The 16769-nt window shown below is 65.5% G+C and carries 12 protein-coding genes and 1 tRNA gene; 7 read left to right on the plus strand and 6 right to left on the minus strand.

The features are described from left to right. The coding region (locus Q8R73_RS14165) for a type II toxin-antitoxin system RelE/ParE family toxin (protein WP_305720176.1) at positions 1 to 315 on the plus strand (315 nt) is incomplete at its 5' end. A gap of 104 nt (positions 316 to 419) precedes the next feature. On the opposite strand, the gene Q8R73_RS14170 is transcribed toward Q8R73_RS14165, so the two are convergent. Beyond that, positions 420 to 504 (minus strand) — tRNA-Leu (locus Q8R73_RS14170). A gap of 279 nt (positions 505 to 783) precedes the next feature. Here Q8R73_RS14170 and Q8R73_RS14175 point away from each other — a divergent pair. Further along, the gene (locus tag Q8R73_RS14175; RefSeq protein WP_305720187.1) at positions 784 to 1269 is read left to right on the plus strand and encodes a disulfide bond formation protein B; all 486 of its coding nucleotides are present in this window, start codon (positions 784 to 786) and stop codon (positions 1267 to 1269) included. 796 nt (positions 1270 to 2065) lie between these two features. On the opposite strand, the gene Q8R73_RS14180 is transcribed toward Q8R73_RS14175, so the two are convergent. From Q8R73_RS14180 to Q8R73_RS14195, 4 genes are all read right to left on the minus strand, one after another. Then, positions 2066 to 2848: a TIGR02186 family protein gene (locus Q8R73_RS14180; protein ID WP_305720177.1), complete on the minus strand. Its 783-nt coding sequence runs from the start codon at positions 2846 to 2848 to the stop codon at positions 2066 to 2068. Next, positions 2845 to 3771, minus strand: coding sequence for a sulfite exporter TauE/SafE family protein (locus tag Q8R73_RS14185; RefSeq protein WP_305720178.1), 927 nt, complete (start codon positions 3769 to 3771; stop codon positions 2845 to 2847). Before Q8R73_RS14185 ends, Q8R73_RS14180 begins: the two co-directional genes overlap by 4 nt. A gap of 232 nt (positions 3772 to 4003) precedes the next feature. Next, positions 4004 to 7534 (minus strand): tetratricopeptide repeat protein, encoded by a 3531-nt coding sequence (locus Q8R73_RS14190; RefSeq protein ID WP_305720179.1) that lies wholly within the window; start codon positions 7532 to 7534, stop codon positions 4004 to 4006. Positions 7535 to 7712: 178 nt separating this feature from the next. Continuing rightward, on the minus strand, positions 7713 to 8264 hold the full coding sequence (locus Q8R73_RS14195; RefSeq protein WP_305720180.1) for a PadR family transcriptional regulator: 552 nt from the start codon (positions 8262 to 8264) through the stop codon (positions 7713 to 7715). Between the two features lie 105 nt (positions 8265 to 8369). On the opposite strand from Q8R73_RS14195, the gene Q8R73_RS14200 reads away from it, so the two are divergent. The 3 genes from Q8R73_RS14200 (at position 8370) to Q8R73_RS14210 (ending at position 12003) form a co-directional block, all read left to right on the plus strand. Continuing rightward, positions 8370 to 8798, plus strand: coding sequence for a nuclear transport factor 2 family protein (locus Q8R73_RS14200; RefSeq protein ID WP_305720181.1), 429 nt, complete (start codon positions 8370 to 8372; stop codon positions 8796 to 8798). Between the two features lie 103 nt (positions 8799 to 8901). Next, a complete protein-coding gene (locus Q8R73_RS14205; RefSeq protein WP_305720182.1) occupies positions 8902 to 10692 on the plus strand; it encodes an acyl-CoA dehydrogenase C-terminal domain-containing protein in 1791 nt (596 codons plus the stop codon). 102 nt (positions 10693 to 10794) lie between these two features. Then, positions 10795 to 12003, plus strand: coding sequence for an acetyl-CoA C-acetyltransferase (locus Q8R73_RS14210; protein WP_305720183.1), 1209 nt, complete (start codon positions 10795 to 10797; stop codon positions 12001 to 12003). Between the two features lie 110 nt (positions 12004 to 12113). Here the strand turns inward: Q8R73_RS14210 and Q8R73_RS14215 are convergent, their stop codons facing one another. Then, a complete protein-coding gene (locus tag Q8R73_RS14215) occupies positions 12114 to 12890 on the minus strand; it encodes an EAL domain-containing protein (RefSeq protein WP_305720184.1) in 777 nt (258 codons plus the stop codon). A gap of 100 nt (positions 12891 to 12990) precedes the next feature. Here Q8R73_RS14215 and Q8R73_RS14220 point away from each other — a divergent pair, with 100 nt between their 5' ends. Both Q8R73_RS14220 and Q8R73_RS14225 read left to right on the plus strand, forming a co-directional pair. Beyond that, complete coding sequence (locus Q8R73_RS14220) at positions 12991 to 15213, plus strand: 3-hydroxyacyl-CoA dehydrogenase NAD-binding domain-containing protein (RefSeq protein ID WP_305720185.1); 2223 nt, start codon at positions 12991 to 12993, stop codon at positions 15211 to 15213. 235 nt (positions 15214 to 15448) lie between these two features. Beyond that, entirely contained in the window at positions 15449 to 16681 is a 1233-nt protein-coding gene (locus tag Q8R73_RS14225) for an FAD-binding oxidoreductase (protein WP_305720186.1), read from the plus strand. Positions 16682 to 16769 lie beyond the last annotated feature (88 nt).

The following is a 16769-nucleotide window of genomic DNA, read 5'->3' on the forward strand; positions in this document are numbered from 1 at the left end:
GGCCGCGTTCTACAAGCGGCATGGCCTGTGAGAGTCCGCTACACGCCGCGCTCGCGGCGTGACCTTGAGGCGATTTACAACTATATCCACGAGCAAAGTCCAGGCGCAGCGCGCTCGGTGAAGCGGGCCATCCAGCACGCCTTCGAAATCCTCGCCGAGTTTCCACGCATCGGGATGGTCGTTGATCGGTCGCCCGAGTTCCGTGGGATACGTGCCGGTCGCTATCCTTACCGCGTCTACTGTCGCATTCGCGGCGATGAAGCGTGGATTGTTCACATCCGTGACTTGAGTCGTCAGCCTTGGGAAGGGAAATGACAAACTCGCCAAGAGGGGCCTGAGCGTCGTTGACTGGATTCGATGTTGTCCCGACGGGCCGATGTTGCCCAGACCAAAATCAACACCAAGACTAGAGTCGCTTCTGGTGCCCCTGGCCGGAATCGAACCAGCACTCCTTGCGGAACTCGATTTTGAGTCGAGCGCGTCTACCAATTCCGCCACAGGGGCATTCACGGCGCCGGCCGCAAGGCGCGGGGTCGTGAAGCCGGCGGAATATAGCGGCCGGGGAGGGCGGGTCAACCCGTGGTTTTGAAACGGCTTTCGGATGGCTGGGTGATCGGCGACGGCACGGCGAGAGCCGTTCGGCCCGTCCCAAACACTGCCCTGTGATCGCGGCTCGCCTCGACAGCGCGCTGGCTGCGCGATACGACGCGTGGGCACAGGAGACGACCCGTGACGCTGAACGCCACCGCAAGCCAGACCCATGCGCTTGCCGCCAATCCGGCGATGACGGCGGCGCTGGCGATCGCCGCGATCTCGGCGGCGACGCTGGCGGGGGCGTGGTTCTTTCAGCTGGTGCTGGACATCCGGCCCTGTCCGCTCTGCCTCGAGCAGCGCTATGCCTATTACCTCGCGATTCCGCTCGGCGTCGTGCTGGCATTCGCCGCTGCGCGGGACACGCCGCGCAGCTTGCTGCTGGCGGGGCTCGCCATTCTCGCCGCGGCCGCGCTCGGCAATGCCTGGCTCGGCGCCTATCACGCCGGCGTCGAATGGAAGTGGTGGCAGGGGCCGACCGATTGCTCCGGCCCGCTGGTCAATCTCGGCAGTGCCGGCAACCTTCTGGAGCGTCTCGACACCACCAAGGTGATCCGCTGCGACGAGGTGCAGTGGCGCTTTCTCGGCCTGTCGCTGGCCGGCTACAATGTGCTGATCTCGCTGGCGATGGCCGCGATCGCCGGCTGGGGAATCTACCGGTTGCAGCAGCGCCGCTGAGGTTTGCGGGCCTGCCCCGCCGTAGCTCGAAGAGCCTGCGGGCCTGCCCGCCGTAGCTCAAAGAGCGAAGGCGGGACCCGACGGGCAAATCACTTCCGATTATCAGAAATAAAAGTCAAGCCCGGAATACAAAAATAATTCCCTTAACACGTCGGGCAAATCACCTTTAGAGATTCGCCCGTCCCGCCCGAACGAGGGGCGTTTCGCGAACGTCACGAACGCGCGGTGGGATGCGATGGACGCGACAGCGTCGGGCGCGCAAGGGATTGCAGGGCGGGATCAACTCCGTGAGCGATCGGCCGGCGTGCGGACGAACGGCGCTGCTAACTGTCCTCGACGAAACTCGCTCGGATGGGTACGAGGTCCGGCGAGAGCTTTGGCGAGACGGGCGCGGACGGCGAAATTGTGTGGTCCTGACGCCCCCATGCTGGCGTCAAGTCGTGCGGAGATGCATCCGGCTCAACCGGGTTCGTGGTGTATCGTCAATCCGCAAGGCGACGGTGGCAATAGTGCAAGGCTCACCGGGGAGATCACCTATAAGCCGTAAACCATCGTGCGGGGAAAGCCGGATGATCCGGTTGCCCTGTGGTCTACTCGTGCGCCTCGTGCGTACGACCGCGGGTGCGATCGGCACCCGGCTTTCCCCGCGCCCTCTCTTCTGATGGAGGGCGACACTGACGCAAACCTCGGGCGCATCGCGCCGCGAGAATGCGGAACTGTATGCCCCGCTGTGCGAAATTCGAATCCGATGTTTCAGCCGCCATTGCAGCGACGACGCCATCCAGCGCCGGGCCGTCTAATCCTTGCGGAACACGATCGACGCCATCCAGCCGGTCATCAGCGCCATCATGGCGGTGGCCAGGCCATAGTAAAAACCGTGGTTGCGTGCGGCATTGGCGACGAACTGTTCGAAACCGACCTTGACGATTTCGAACGCGGTCTCGGTCTTGGTCACCAGCGCGCCGTCGGAAAACAGCTTGATCTCGACGTCATAGGTTCCGATCGGCACTTCGCCGGGCAACGGAATTCCGGTGCGGAACAGCGTCGGGGTCAGGAACGTCACCGCCGACGTCTCCTCGCGATAGAGGCCGTGCTGCGAGCGCAGCCGCACGAAGGCGCTGCGGAACGGATCGTTCGGTACGACGTCGGCATAGTCGGGCCCGACCCGCTGGGTCAACAGCACGTTGTTGAGGCCGAGTTGCTGCCGCCGCGCCACCTCGGGCGCAGCGATGGCGTCGAACGGCCGGTTGGAGAACAGCGCCAGATAGGACGGAACCTGGAGAAACTGCCGGGAGTCGGTGTTGATCCAGATGCCGAAGACGCGTTCCTTGCGGCGCGTCACCATGTCGGCGCGCGGGCCGGAGACGGTCACCACCAGGTCGTAGTTGGTGCGGGCTGCAGGCGTGGAGGCGTCCTTCTCGACCGAGCCGAACAGCACCAGTTCCTCGCCGGAATAGTTCGGGGTCACGGTGACGCGATGGTTCGAGACCGAGACGATCAGCCGCTCGGCGCGCGCGGTCGAGGCCGGGCTCAGCACCAGCGCGAGAACGAAAGCTGCGAGCAGGGCGCGGGCGATCATCCGGCGCCTCCGGTTTCCCGGACCGTGAAGAGCTCGTCGGGGCGGATCCCCAGCTCGATCGCGAAACGGACACCGACCGACAGAATCAACAGGCCGAGCAGCAGCCGCAGGTGCTCGCCGCGAATCTTCTGGCCCGCCCGCGCCCCGAACTGCGCGCCGGTGACGCCGCCGACCATCAGGATCAGCGCCAGCACCGCGTCGACCAGATGATTGGTGACCGCGTGCAGCATGGTGGCGATCACCATCGTCACCAGTGTCAGCACCATCGAGGTGCCGATCACGGTCGAGGTCGGGACCCGCAACACGTAGATCAGGATCGGGATCAGGATGAAGGCGCCGCCGATGCCCATCACCGCGCCGATGAAGCCGATGATCAGGCCGATCACGACGACCGGAATTACCGAAAGGTAGATCTTGGAGCGCTTGAAGCGCATCTTCAGCGGCAGGCCGTGAATCCAGCCGTGGCTGCCCGACCGCCGCGCCAGCGGCGCCGCGCCGCGCCGCGTCCGCATGATGGCGCGCAAACCCTCCCAGAACATCAGGGCGCCGACGGCGCTCAGCAGAATGACGTAGGACAGCGCGATCATGAGATCGAGTTGACCGAGCGAACGCAAAAGCGTGAAGGTCCAGACCCCCAATCCGGTGCCGACCGTGCCGCCGGATAACAGCACCAGCGCCAGTGCCGGGTCGATGGCGCGGCGGCGCCAGTAGGACAACGCGCCCGAGAATGACGAGGCGGCGATATGGCTGGAGACCGAGGCGACCGCGACCGCGGGCGAGATTCCGACGAAGATCAACAGCGGCGTCATCAGGAACCCGCCGCCGATCCCGAACATGCCGGACACGAAACCGACCGCCGCGCCCATCGCCAGGATGAGGAAAACGTTGACCGGAAGGTCGGCGATCGGGAGGTAGAGTTGCACGCGCGGTACTTCTGCTAAGGGCCGCAAGGTCGGCCGGAGCCGCTCACGGTCTGGTTTCTTGATCGGGCATTGGCGGCAGGGAATTCGCGGTGCGCCCGCGAAAGCGGCGAACGCCCGATGCCGAGCCCCTGCATAACCGAAATTGGCAGTGGGAGGGATTAAAGAATCCGCGGCACGGGGATTAATTGCGTGAGATCGCCCGGCGACCTCACGGTGTGGTTGATGAATTGGATTACTGCGCGGTGGCGGCGCGCCTGGCGGCGGCCGGCCTGGCCGCGGGCTTCGCCGTGGTGGTCCGCGCCGGGGCCGTATCCCAGCCGCCGGCCGGCGTCGCCACGTTGACGGCGTCGTCGGGCTGGGGCTCGGGCGTGAAGGTCTGGATCGCGAGCTTGGCCGCCGCCAGCGACTGGGCGTCGAGCCGCTTGGCGACATCGTCGCGCTTGCGGACGGAATCCGCGTCGCCCTGCGCCGCGGCGAGGCTGAACCATTTGAAGGATTCGGCGAGGTTCTGTTCGACGCCGATGCCGCGGGCATAGAGGATGCCGAGGTTGAACTGGCTGTCGGCGACGCCGCGATCGGCCGCCTTGCGGAACCATTGCGACGCATTCTTGTAGTTGGCGCCCTTGCCGCCGCCGTCGGCGTCCAGCACCGCCAGATTATGCATCGCCTTGGCGCTGCCGCGCTCGGCGGCCTGCAGGTAATGGCGCCGCGCGATCTCGACGTCCTTCGTCACGCTGAGACCCTTTTCATAGAGGGTCCCGAGCCGGAAGATCGCCGGAACCACGCCGGCCTGCGCCGCGCGGTCGTACCATTTCGCGGCTTCGTCATAATTCGCAGGCACGCCTTTGCCTTCGGCGAAGCGGACGCCGATTTCGTAGGCCGCGGTCGCATCGCCCTTCAGCGCCGCCGCGCGCAGCGCGGGTCCGCCGATCGTCTCGGGGAGCCGTTCGCCCGGCGGCACCTGCACCTGGCCGAGTTTGCGGCTGACCGGTTGAACCGGCGGGGCCGCCGGAGCAGGAATCGCACCGGTGATGTCGCTTGCCGGTGCCGGCGGGGCAGCCGGAATTGCCGCCGGCTGCGGGATCGCGACCGTCGCGGTAACGTCGGTGGCGCCGGGTGCGGAATTGTTGAAGGATTGCCGGCCGATCGGCGTCGGCGAGGTCATCGAGGGCAATGCGGGTGCCGGCGTGGCCGGCCTGGCGCTCTCCGGCGCGGGCGGCTGGGTCGCGGGCGCGGGCTCGATCGAACTCTCCATGGCCGGCATCGGCGGGGCGGTTTCCCTGTCGAGCAGCGTCATCGCCATCTTGAAGGTGCCGAGCACGATCACGACCACGCTCGCGCCGACCAGCAGCGAGCGAATCTTGGAGGTGATGGTCGATGGTTCCTTGTTCGCTTCCTTGGCCGAACCCTTGCCCGACCCCTTGGTCGTATCCTTGTTCGAATCCTTGGCCTTGTTGCCGCCCGGATATTTGAACGGGCCGCGCCCTGTTTTTTCGGGGGGCGCAGCGGCGGCTGCCGCCTGCGCGGCGCGGCGCGCGGCGGCGATGAAACTGGAGGTGCTGACCGGCTCGCGGCTCTCGGCCGGAATTTCGCTGATCGCGCTTTCGGAAGCGGCGATGCGCTCCGATGGCGTGGCTACCCTTGCGGTCGGGCGGGTTCCCGGTTCGAGCGGGTGATCGGGCGGCAGATCCGGCGCGATCGCGGGGCGCTCCGGCGCCGCCGTGTACGGTTCGAGAATCTCGCTGATCGCGCGCGGCGCCACGGTGACGGCCGTCGCCTGCGGCTGCACGGTCTGGAATTCGCGCGGCGCGCTGGCGAAATGCTCATGCGACAAATGTTCATGGGACAAATGTTCATGGGCCGCAGCGGGATTCGGCAATTCCGGCTTCGGCTGCGGCGGCATCGCCACGCGCGGCGCGGCCGGCGGCGCAGAAACGGGCTCGGGCGCCGGCGGCATCTGCAACTGCGGGGCGGCGGGCAGGGCGCGCGCGGTGCGCAGATCGCCTTCGATCATGGCGAGCCGGTCGACCACATGGCCGAGCGTAGAGTGGACGGCTTCCAGCGAATCCTGGGTGCGGCGGTCGGTTTCCGACTGGCTGAAGCGGATGTCGGACATCTCGCGCTTGACCATGTCGACGACGCCGTTGTCGAACGACTGCGGCGCACCGGCCTGGCGGTTGTTTTCGGCCAGCGCGACCACGGCCGCATGCTGGTTTTCGAGATGGCGCAGGATGTCCTGCAGCCCGGCCTCGACCCGGCCGAGATTGCCGGCGTGGGGATCGGTCGAACTTTCGATCCGCTCCAGCAGATACGACACGCGCTGTTCGAGATGGGCGAACGCCGATGCGCTGTCGTTGCCGACCGGCATGCGGTCGAGGCGGTCGGACAGCGACCGCAGCGCGCCCTCGAGATGTTCGTTGTTGGCGCCGGACACCGGCTGCTCGCGGGTTTGCAGCGTCGAGGTCAGCGCCGAAATGCGGGCTTCCAGGCTGGCAAACGAATCGCCGTTGCCCGCGTTGCGGGCGAGATGATCCACCTTCGACGACAGCATGTGCACGTCGTCGGACAGCCGCGCCAGCGCGTCGTTGGAAGCCACATTGGAGACGATGGCGCGCAGCGCCGAGATGGCGCCTTCGAGCTGCTGCACCGTGGAGGGGTCGTCATTGGCGCGCAGGATCAGGTCGAGCTTGCCGCCGAGATTGCGGATCGCCTCGTCGTAGCCGGCGAGCTGTTCCGCAGGCTTCAGCGAGAACAGCACTTCGCGAATTTCGGAGAGCGCGCGTTCGATGCCGGCCAGTGCCTGGCCGTCGGTGCCGCTCTGGCGGGTGTCGTCGATGCGGCGGGACAGCGAGCGGATTTCGTTCTCGATCGATTCGATCGCGCGGCGCGGCATGGCCTCGGTAATGGCGGCGCGAATGTCGGCCAGTTCGGAGCGGAATGCGGTGATGGATTGCTCGACGCCGTCGGGACGCTGCAGCGCCTCGATCTGGCTGGTGATCTTGAGCAGATGCCGCTCCAGCGAGGAGAAATCCGGACCCGCGGGTGCCGCCGGCGGCATCGGGGGCGCCATCGGCATGGCGGGCGCCATCGCCATGGCGGGCGCCATCGCGGGTGACATCGCCGCCGTTGGAGCTGGCGTTGAAGTCGCCGTTGAAGCTCCCCTGGGCGGCGCGCTGCGCGGCGGCATCGGCCGGGGTGCGGGAGCATCGAGTTCGTTCTGGCGCGCGGCGATTTCCGCGATGGCAAAATCGAACGATGCCGGGCTGAGCGGGGGCGAGGGGCGATACACCTGGCTGGCCGCGCGCTCGACCATCTCGGCCTGGCGCTGCCTGTCCTGCATCTGGGCCTGTCGCGGTGCCGGGTTGGAGATCTGCGACAGCCGCGCGTCGAGGCGGGAGATCGCGTCGTTCAACTGCCGGGCGACGCCGGGGGCCTCGCTGCGCGGGGCCTCGGGACGCGGCATCTCGTTCCGTGGCGGCTCACTGCGTGGCAGATCACTGCGTGGCCTGGGCTGCGAAATCTGCTCGATCTGGCGGGCGATCGAATCCAGCCGCTGATGGATGTCGGCGACGTCGGGCGCCTCATGGCCGGGCATCGCCGCGGGCTGATCGTAGGGGTTCTGAAAATGCGGCCGCGCTGAATCGCCGAGCGTGGAATTGAGCCAGTCGTCCAGCGACATGCCGGCACGGCGCGCGGCGGCCTCGGCCCTCTCGCGCACGGATGGATCGATGCCTTCAACACTCCACGATACGCGCGAATTCATGCTCTCGTCCGGTTCCGACTCCGGCGCGCCAATCTGCGCCTTCAGCCTCCCCGCGCGTCCCGATGAAGAGACAATCGAATTCCGCGCAGGTCGTCTGCCTCAGAAATCGACTTTTTCGTGTTACGGTAAAGAACCGGTTAAGGAATGGCCCGGCCGGGCGGGAAAGTTACGGGGCCGGTCAAATTGCCGGGCCGCCTGCGACGGCCGGCAGGGCATGCAGGGCCTCCTCGCACCACTCCACCACCACCCGCTCATGGCGGACGCCCAGGCGAAGCGCCAGCAGCTTGCCGGTATCCGCCGGCGCGGCGGTTCCATCCGGGAACCGCTTCTGCAGGATGCGCTCGTAGCGGGCACAGCGGTCGCGGTGGTGTTCCAGCCGCGCCATCAGGTCGGCGCGCAGGGGACCGATGTCGACGCTGTCGAGCGCATAGAGCCGCACCAGCAGGTCGTCCTTGATCGAAGGCGGGACGCTAGGCCGCGCGCCCCAATGCCGCAGCGCGGCCCGGCCCTCCGGGGTCAGGGTGTACACTAGCTTGTTCGGCTTGCCCGACTGCACCACTTCGCAGCCCTCGATGTGGCCGCGGTCGCGCAGCCTGGTCAGCTCGCGATAGATCTGCTGGTGGTTGGCTTTCCAGTAGAAGCCGATCGACGCGTCGAACGTCTTGGCGAGCTCATAGCCCGTCATCGGACCTTCCGTCAGGCATGCCAGGATTGCGTCACCGAGCGCCAAGGCATCACCCTCCCGATAATCTTGACAATATGCACAAAAGTGCATATGCGTCAATGTGCATATGGATGGCGTGCCTGCCGCGCTGTCATGGACAGGAGACGTCCGATGAGCATGACCGGCCTCGACAGATGGTACGGCTACATGAAGTCCCACGACCGCGCGGCGCTGTGGGATCTGCTGCATCCGGATGCGGTGTTCGAAAGCCCGGTCGTGCACACGCCGCAGCGCGGGCGCGACATCACCTTCAAATATCTGGCGAGCGCCGACAAGGTGCTGGGTGGCCCGGGCTTCGCGTATGTCGGCGAATGGCGCAGCGACACCGGCGCGGTGCTCGAATTCCAGACCGAAATCGACGGCATCAAGCTCAACGGCGTCGACATCATCACCTTCGCGGGCGACGGCCGGATCACGAATTTCAAGGTCATGGTGCGCCCGCTCAAGGCGATCAATTTGCTGCACCGGCTGATGGGGGAGCAACTGGCGGCGAGTGCGGCAAGTAGCCCCGCGGCGTCGCAGCCGGCCACCTCGAAGTAGCTCCCTATGAGCTTCGGAACCGGATAAGGTTCTTTCTGAAACCCAATGATTGCTGGGCTGCAAGGTCTCCCTGACACGGAGCGAGCCAGCCGGGAGGATGCGAATGCCGATCTACAAAGCCCCTGTGGAAGACGTCACCTTTCTGCTCAACGACGTGTTTCAGATCGACCGCTATGACAACCTTCCGGGCTTCAGCGACGCCTCGGCGGACGTGCGCGATGCGATCCTGGGCGAGGCCGCCAAGCTCAGCGAGCAAGTGCTGCAGCCGCTCAACCGCGTCGGCGATCTCGAGGGCTGCAAGCGCCATGACGATGGCTCGGTGACCACCCCGAAGGGCTTCAAGGCGGCGTTCAAGCAGGTCGCCGAAGGCGGCTGGCTCGGCCTGTCGGCGCCGGCGGAATATGGCGGGCAGGGCCTGCCGGTGACGCTGACCCAGGCTGTCACCGAATTCCAGTCGTCCGCCAACATGGCTTTTTCGATGTATGGCGGCCTGACCATGGGCGCCACCGCCGCGCTGATGGTGCACGGCAAGCCCGAGCAGAAGAAGATGTTCGTGCCGAAGATGGTGGCCGGCGAATGGGCCGGCACCATGAACCTCACCGAGCCGCAATGCGGCACCGATCTCGGCCTGCTGCGCACCAAGGCCGTCAAGCAGGACGACGGCAGCTACAAGATATCAGGTACCAAGATCTTCATCTCCTCCGGCGAGCACGATCTCACCGAAAACATCATCCATCTGGTGCTGGCGCGGATCGAGGGCGCACCGGCCGGCATCAAGGGCGTCTCGCTGTTCGTGGTGCCCAAGATCCTGGTCAATGCCGACGGTTCGCTGGGGGAGCGCAACGGCGTCACCTGCGGGTCGATCGAACACAAGATGGGCATCCACGGCAATTCGACCTGCGTGATGAATTACGACGGCGCCACCGGCTGGCTGATCGGCGAGGAAAACAAGGGCATGCAGGGCATGTTCGTGATGATGAACGAGGCCAGGCTCGGCGTTGCGGTGCAGGGGCTGGCGCAGTCCGAGGTCGCCTACCAGAACGCGGCGAACTATGCTCGCGAAAGGCTGCAGGGCCGTTCGCTCACCGGCGCCAAGGCGGCGGACAAGCCGGCCGATCCGATCATCGTGCATCCCGACGTGCGTCGCACGCTGCTGACCATTCGCGCCTTCAACGAGGCGGCGCGCGCCATGGTGATCTGGACCGCGCTGAAGAGCGATGTCGCACACCGCTCCAGCGATCCGAAGGATCGCCAGGAGGCCGACGATCACATGGGGCTGATGACGCCGGTCATGAAAGGCGTCATGACCGACGTCGGTTTCTCCAACGCGGTGCTGGCGCAGCAGATGTATGGCGGCCACGGCTACATCGCCGAGCACGGCATGGAGCAATTCGTGCGCGATGCCCGCATCGCCATGCTCTATGAGGGCGCCAACGGCATTCAGGCGCTCGACCTGGTCGGCCGCAAGCTGCCGCGCGACGGCGGCCGCGCGGTGATGGCCTTCTTCGGCGAAGTCGCCGCCTTCGCCAAGGATAACGGCGCCGACGAGGCCATGAAGCCCTATGTCGCGCCGCTCTCGACCGCGCTCGGCCATCTACAGCAGGCCACCACCTGGCTGATGCAGAATGCGATGATGAAGCCCGACAATGCCGGCGCCGCCGCGACCGATTACATGCAGCTGTTCGGCCTCGTCACCTTCGGCTATATGTGGGCGCGGATGGCAAAAGTGGCCCAGGACAAGATTGCGGGCAGCGGGGCGACGCCCTATCTCTCCACCAAGCTGGTCACCGGCCGTTTCTTCATGGAGCGGATGCTGCCGGAAACCGCACTGCACCTCGCGCGCATCCAGACCGGATGCGACACCACCATGGAATTGGCGGCGGAAGCCTTCTGATCGCAGAAGCCTCCCGCGGCCGGGATTTTTCCCGGAGCAGGACCTGATTGCGACCGCTTCCAAATAGCTTGTGAATTATGATCCTCATACCGGGAGGCCTTCATGCCTGAGGCATATATCTATGATCACGTTCGCACGCCGCGCGGCCGCGGCAAGGCCGACGGCGCGCTGCATGAGGTGACCGCGGTGGCGCTGGCCACGGTGCCGCTGAAGGCACTGAAGGAGCGCAACAATCTGAAGGAAGATGTCGTCGACGACGTCATCCTCGGCGTGGTCGATCCGGTCGGCGAGGCCGGATCCGACATCGCGCGCTTCGCGGCCATGAACGCGGGCCTCGGCGAAGCCGTCCCCGGAATCCAGATCAGCCGCTTCTGCGCCTCCGGCCTCGATGCCGTGAACTTCGCGGCCGCCCAGATCATGAGCGGTCAGCACGACCTCGTGATCGGCGGCGGCGCGGAATCGATGAGCCGCGTCGGCATCGGTGCCTCCGGCGGCGCCTGGCCGATGGACCCCTCGATCGCGGTGCCGACCTACTTCATGCCGCAGGGCGTGTCGGCCGACCTGATCGCCACCAAATACGGATTCTCGCGCGACGACGTCGACGCCTATGCGGTGCAGAGCCAGCAGCGTGCGGCGAAAGCCTGGGACGAGGGCCGTTTCAAGAATTCGGTGGTGCCGGTCACGGACATCAACGGCCTCACCATCCTGGCCAAGGACGAGCACATGCGTCCCACCACGACGATGCAGTCGCTCGGACAGTTGCAGGCCTCGTTCGCGGCGGTCGGCGCGATGGGCGGCTTCGATGCGGTGGCGATCCAGTCGCATCCCGAAATCGAGCGCATCAACTATGTGCACCATGCCGGCAATTCGTCGGGAATCGTCGACGGCGCCGGCGCCGTGCTGCTCGGCAGCAAGGAGGCCGGAGCGAAGCACGGCCTGAAACCGCGTGCCAGGATCCGCGCCTTCGCCAATATCGGCTCGGAGCCGGCCATGATGCTGACCGGTCCGGTCGACGTTACCGAAAAACTGTTCGAGCGCTCCGGCATGAAGAAGTCGGACATCGACCTGTTCGAGCTGAACGAGGCCTTCGCCTCGGTGGTGCTGCGCTACATGCAGGCCTTCGACATCGACAATGCCAGGATCAACGTCAATGGCGGCGCCATCGCACTCGGCCATCCGCTCGGCGCGACGGGCGCGATGATCCTCGGCACCGTGCTCGACGAGCTCGAGCGCACCGACAAGTCGACCGCGTTGATCACGCTGTGCATCGGCGGCGGCATGGGCACCGCGACCATCATCGAGCGGGTCTAGACCGTAGGGTGGGCAAAGGCGCCCTTCGCGCCGTGCCCACCATCACATGCGCGAAGAACAAATGGTGGGCACGGCGAAGACGCCTTTGCCCACCCTACGGTTTGACTGATTTAAGCCCGCGCCGCGTTCACCGCGACCGGGCTCATGAGCAGCGGAACATCCGGAAGCGCCATCAAGGCGGGCTTGGCAAAATGGTAACCCTGGAACAACGAAATACCGGCCGCGCGCAGAACGGTGAGTTCGTTGTCGTTTTCGACGCCCTCGGCCAGTACGTGAATGTCGAGCGCGCGGGCGATGCCGACGATGCCGGCGACGATGACCTGCCTGGCGCGGCTGAGATGAATATCGCGCAGCAATTCCATGTCGATCTTGATCAGGTCAGGCTGCAGCCGCGACAACAATCCGAGGCCGGCATAGCCGGCGCCGAAGTCGTCCAGCGCGGTCCAGAATCCCAGTTTGCGGTAGGCCTCGACGATCCGCTGCACGTGGGCGGGATCTTCCATCTTCTCGTTTTCGGTGAACTCGAACATCAGGTTCCGGTGCGGAAACCCGGCGCGCTTCGCTGCGGCGAGCGATTTCTGGATACAGGCATTCGGCTCGTAGACGGCGTTCGGCATGAAATTGATCGAGAGGCGAAGGTCCTGTCCTTCGTAAAGCCGTCCTGCGGTCTCGATCGCCATCACCCGCGCCGCCTGGTCGAACCGGTAGCGGATCTCGTCGGATACCTGGCTCAGAACGGACCAGGCGGACTCGCCGTTGACGCCACGCACCAACGCTTCGTAGCCCCAGACGCGATGGCTGGCGACATCGACGATCGGCTGGAACGCCATCCTGAACTCGAACGGAAGCGCGACGTCTTCGCGGCATCCGACACACACATTGCCCATGGCAACATCCTTAATTGAATGACCCGAGCGCAACCTAGGCACGCAACGATTGACCGCTCCTTAATCGACAATTGAATGAACCGGACAGAGGAACAAGCCCATGGCCTTCAAGAACTTCAAGCTGGAACCCGACGCTGACGGCATCGTGCTGGTCACCTGGGACACCCCTGGCCGCTCCATGAACGTGCTCGACGAAACCTCGGTCACCGAGCTCGAGGAAATTGTCAAGCAGACCTCCGCGGATGCCGCCGTGAAGGGCGTCGTCATCACCTCGGGCAAGGAGGCGCTGTGCGCCGGCGCCGATCTGTCGATGCTGGAGGGCATGAGCCACCAATATGCCGAGATGCTGAAGGCCAAGGGCGAGGTCGCGGCCAATCAGGTGCTGTTCGACCAGAGCCGCCGCTTCTCGCAGGTGTTTCGCAACATCGAGACCTCCGGCAAGCCATGGGCCGCCGCGATCAACGGGCTGGCGCTCGGCGGTGGTTTTGAACTGACGCTGTCGTGCCACTACCGCGTCGCGGCGGAAAATCCCAAGACCCGTCTCGGGCTCCCGGAAATCAAGGTCGGCCTGTTTCCCGGCGCCGGCGGCACCCAGCGGGTCCCGCGCATCGTCTCGCCGCAGGACGCCATGCAATTGCTCCTGAAGGGCGAGGCGATCAATCTCGACAAGGCCAAGGCGCTGAACCTGATCCATGCGATCGTGCCGGCGGCCGATCTCATCAAGGCGGCAAAGGACTGGATCAAGGGCGGCGGCAAGGCCGTCGCTCCCTGGGACGAGAAGGGTTTCAAGCTTCCCGGCGGCCCGGTGTTCTCCAAGAACGGCATGATGATGTTCCCGGCCGGCAATGCGATCTTCCGGCGCGAGACCTACGACAATTATCCGGCGGCGCGCGCCATCATGAGCTGCGTCTATGAAGGCCTGCAGTTGCCGATCGACGCAGCACTTCGGGTCGAGTCGCGCTACTTCACCAAGATCCTGCGCTCCAAGGAAGCGGCGGCGATGATCCGCAGCCTGTTCCTGTCGATGCAGGAGTTGAACAAGGGCGCGCGGCGTCCGCAGAACGTGCCGCCCACCAAGGTGAAGAAGCTCGCCGTGATCGGCGCCGGCTTCATGGGCGCCAGCGTCGGCTACGTCTCGGCCCGCGCCGGCATCGACGTGGTGCTGATCGACCGCGACCAGGAAAGCGCCGACAAGGGCAAGGGCCACGCCAGGGCTGTCATCGACGACCTGATCAAGAAGGGCCGCGCCAAGGAAAGCGACCGCGAGACGATTCTCGGCCGCATCAGCGCGACAGCCGATTACAATGTGTTGAAGGATTGCGACCTCATCATCGAGGCGGTGTTCGAGGATCGCAAGGTCAAGGCGGAGACCTATGCCAGGGCGCAGCCGCTGCTGAAGCCCGACGCGATCTTCGCCTCCAACACCTCGACGCTGCCGATCAACTCGCTGGCGGAGGAGTTCAAGGACCAGGGCAAGTTCATAGGCATTCACTTCTTCTCGCCGGTCGAGAAGATGATGCTGGTGGAAATCATCGTCGGCAAGAACACCAATGACACAGCACTTGCCACCGCGCTGGATTACGTGCGGGTGATCGGCAAGACCCCGATCGTGGTCAATGACTCCAGGGGCTTCTTCGCCAACCGCTGCGTGCTGCGCTTCACCGCCGAGGGCCTGGAAATGCTGATGGAAGGCGTGCCGCCGGCGATGATCGAGAATACCGCAAAGATGGCGGGCATGCCGGTCGGGCCGCTGTCGCTGTCGGACGAGGTGGCGCTCGATCTCGTGCTCAAGATCATGAAGGCGACCGAGGCCGATCTCGGCGCCAACGCCATCGACCAGAGCCAGAAGAAGCTGTTGGTCGAAATGGTCGAGAAGCAGGGTCGTTTCGGCCGCAAGAACGGCAAGGGATTTTACGACTATCCCGAAAAGGGCAAGGGCCAGAAGAGTCTCTGGACCGAGCTCGCCGGGCTGCAGTCGAAGCATCTCGATCCTGACACCCTCGACATCGAGGAGATGAAGCAGCGTTTCCTGGTGGTGCAGGCGGTGGAAGCCGCGCGCACCGTGGAGGACCACGTCATCACCGACATGCGCGAGGCCGATGTCGGCTCGATCCTGGGCTTCGGCTTCGCGCCGTTCACCGGCGGCACGCTGTCCTATATCGACTTCATGGGCACGAAGAAGTTCGTCGAACTGTGCCACAAGCTCGAGGCCAAATACGGCTCGCGCTTCACGCCGCCGAAACTGCTGGTCGAGATGGCCGCCAAGGGCGAGACTTTCTACGGCCGCTTCCCGCCGAAGAAACTGGCGGAGAAGGCGGCGTAAGGTCTCTCACTCTCCCGCGCTTGTCCGCCGAAGCCCGCCTTCGGGCGAAGGCGGATGCGGGGGAGGTCGACGCGCCAACGGGTCGGCGCCAAGCGCCGCCCGATGATAAACTCCGTGCGGCGGGTGGGGAAATTTCTATCCCCCCGCACCGGTGCCGCGGAGAGAGCCCCCCCCCCAACCCTCCCCCGCAAGCGCGGGAGAGGGAGCGCAGCGAGCAGGAACTCGGGGACATCCGATGCGAAGCGTTATCGTTCTCGGCGCCGGAATGGTCGGGGTCTCCACCGCGCTGCAGTTGCAGCGCCGCGGCTGGTCTGTCGTGCTGGTCGATCGCAAGCCGCCCGGCCGCGAGACGAGCTACGGCAATGCCGGCTTCATCCAGAGCGAAGCCGTGCGGCCCTATCCGATGCCGCGTGATCTTGCGGCGCTGGCGGCGATCGCGACAGGGCGCGCCAACGATGTCCATTACGGCGTCAGTTGGCTGCCGCGGCATCTTGGTCCCTTGCTGCGGTACTGGTGGCATTCCGCGCCGGATCGGCACGACCGCATTTCGCATGCTTACGCGCGGCTCATCGCAAAGGCGACGAGCGAGCATGACGTGCTGATCCGGGAAGCCGGCGCTGATAATCTGGTGCAGCGAAGCGGCTATCATTCCCTGCGGCGTACCCAGGCAGCACTGGATGAAGTGGCGGCGGTCGCCGAGACGCTGGCGGCCGAATTCGGCGTGCGATCGGAAATCATCAGCCCGGCACAGCTTGCCGCGGCCGAGCCCGAGCTCAACGAGACCGGGGCGGGGGCTGTTCACTGGCGCGACCCCTGGACGGTCTCGGACCCAGGCGGGCTCGTCTCTGCCTATGCCGACCTGTTCACACGCAACGGCGGCACCTTCGTCAACGGCGATGCAGCCACGTTGGCGCCGACGGCTGCCGGCTGGACGGTTCAATCGAATGATGGCCCGATCGCTGCCGAGGCGGCCGTGGTGTCGCTGGGTCCATGGTCTCCCGATCTCCTGAAAAAATTCGACTATCGTTTTCCGATGCTTCGCAAGCGTGGCTACCACCGGCATTTCAGCGGCGGCGGTCGGCTCAATCTGCCGCTGCACGATCCTGCGTTCGCCTACGCCATGGCGCCGATGGCGAAGGGATTGCGGATTACGTCCGGCGCCGAATTGATGGGACCAGAAAGGTTGCCGCAGTCGCGCCAACTCGATCGCGCCGAGCAGGCGGCGCGGCGGCTTGTCGACCTCGGCACTGCGGTCGAGGCTGAACCCTGGAGCGGCGTTCGCCCCTGCATGCCCGACATGCTGCCGGTCGTGGGACCGGCGCAGAAGCACAAGGGTTTGTGGATGCATTTCGGGCACGGCCATCACGGCCACACGCTCGGGCCCACGACCGGTCGCATGCTGGCGGAGTTGATGAACGGCGAGGAGCCCTTCACCGACGCTGCGGCGTTCAGGCCTTCGCGATACTGATCGTCTCGCAAGACAAAAAGGGCCGGATGATCGATCCGGCCCTTTGTGTTTCGTCATTCCGGGGCGATGCGAAGCATCGAACCCGGAA

Source organism: Bradyrhizobium sp., assembly GCF_030697065.1.
Classification (GTDB): domain Bacteria; phylum Pseudomonadota; class Alphaproteobacteria; order Rhizobiales; family Xanthobacteraceae; genus Bradyrhizobium.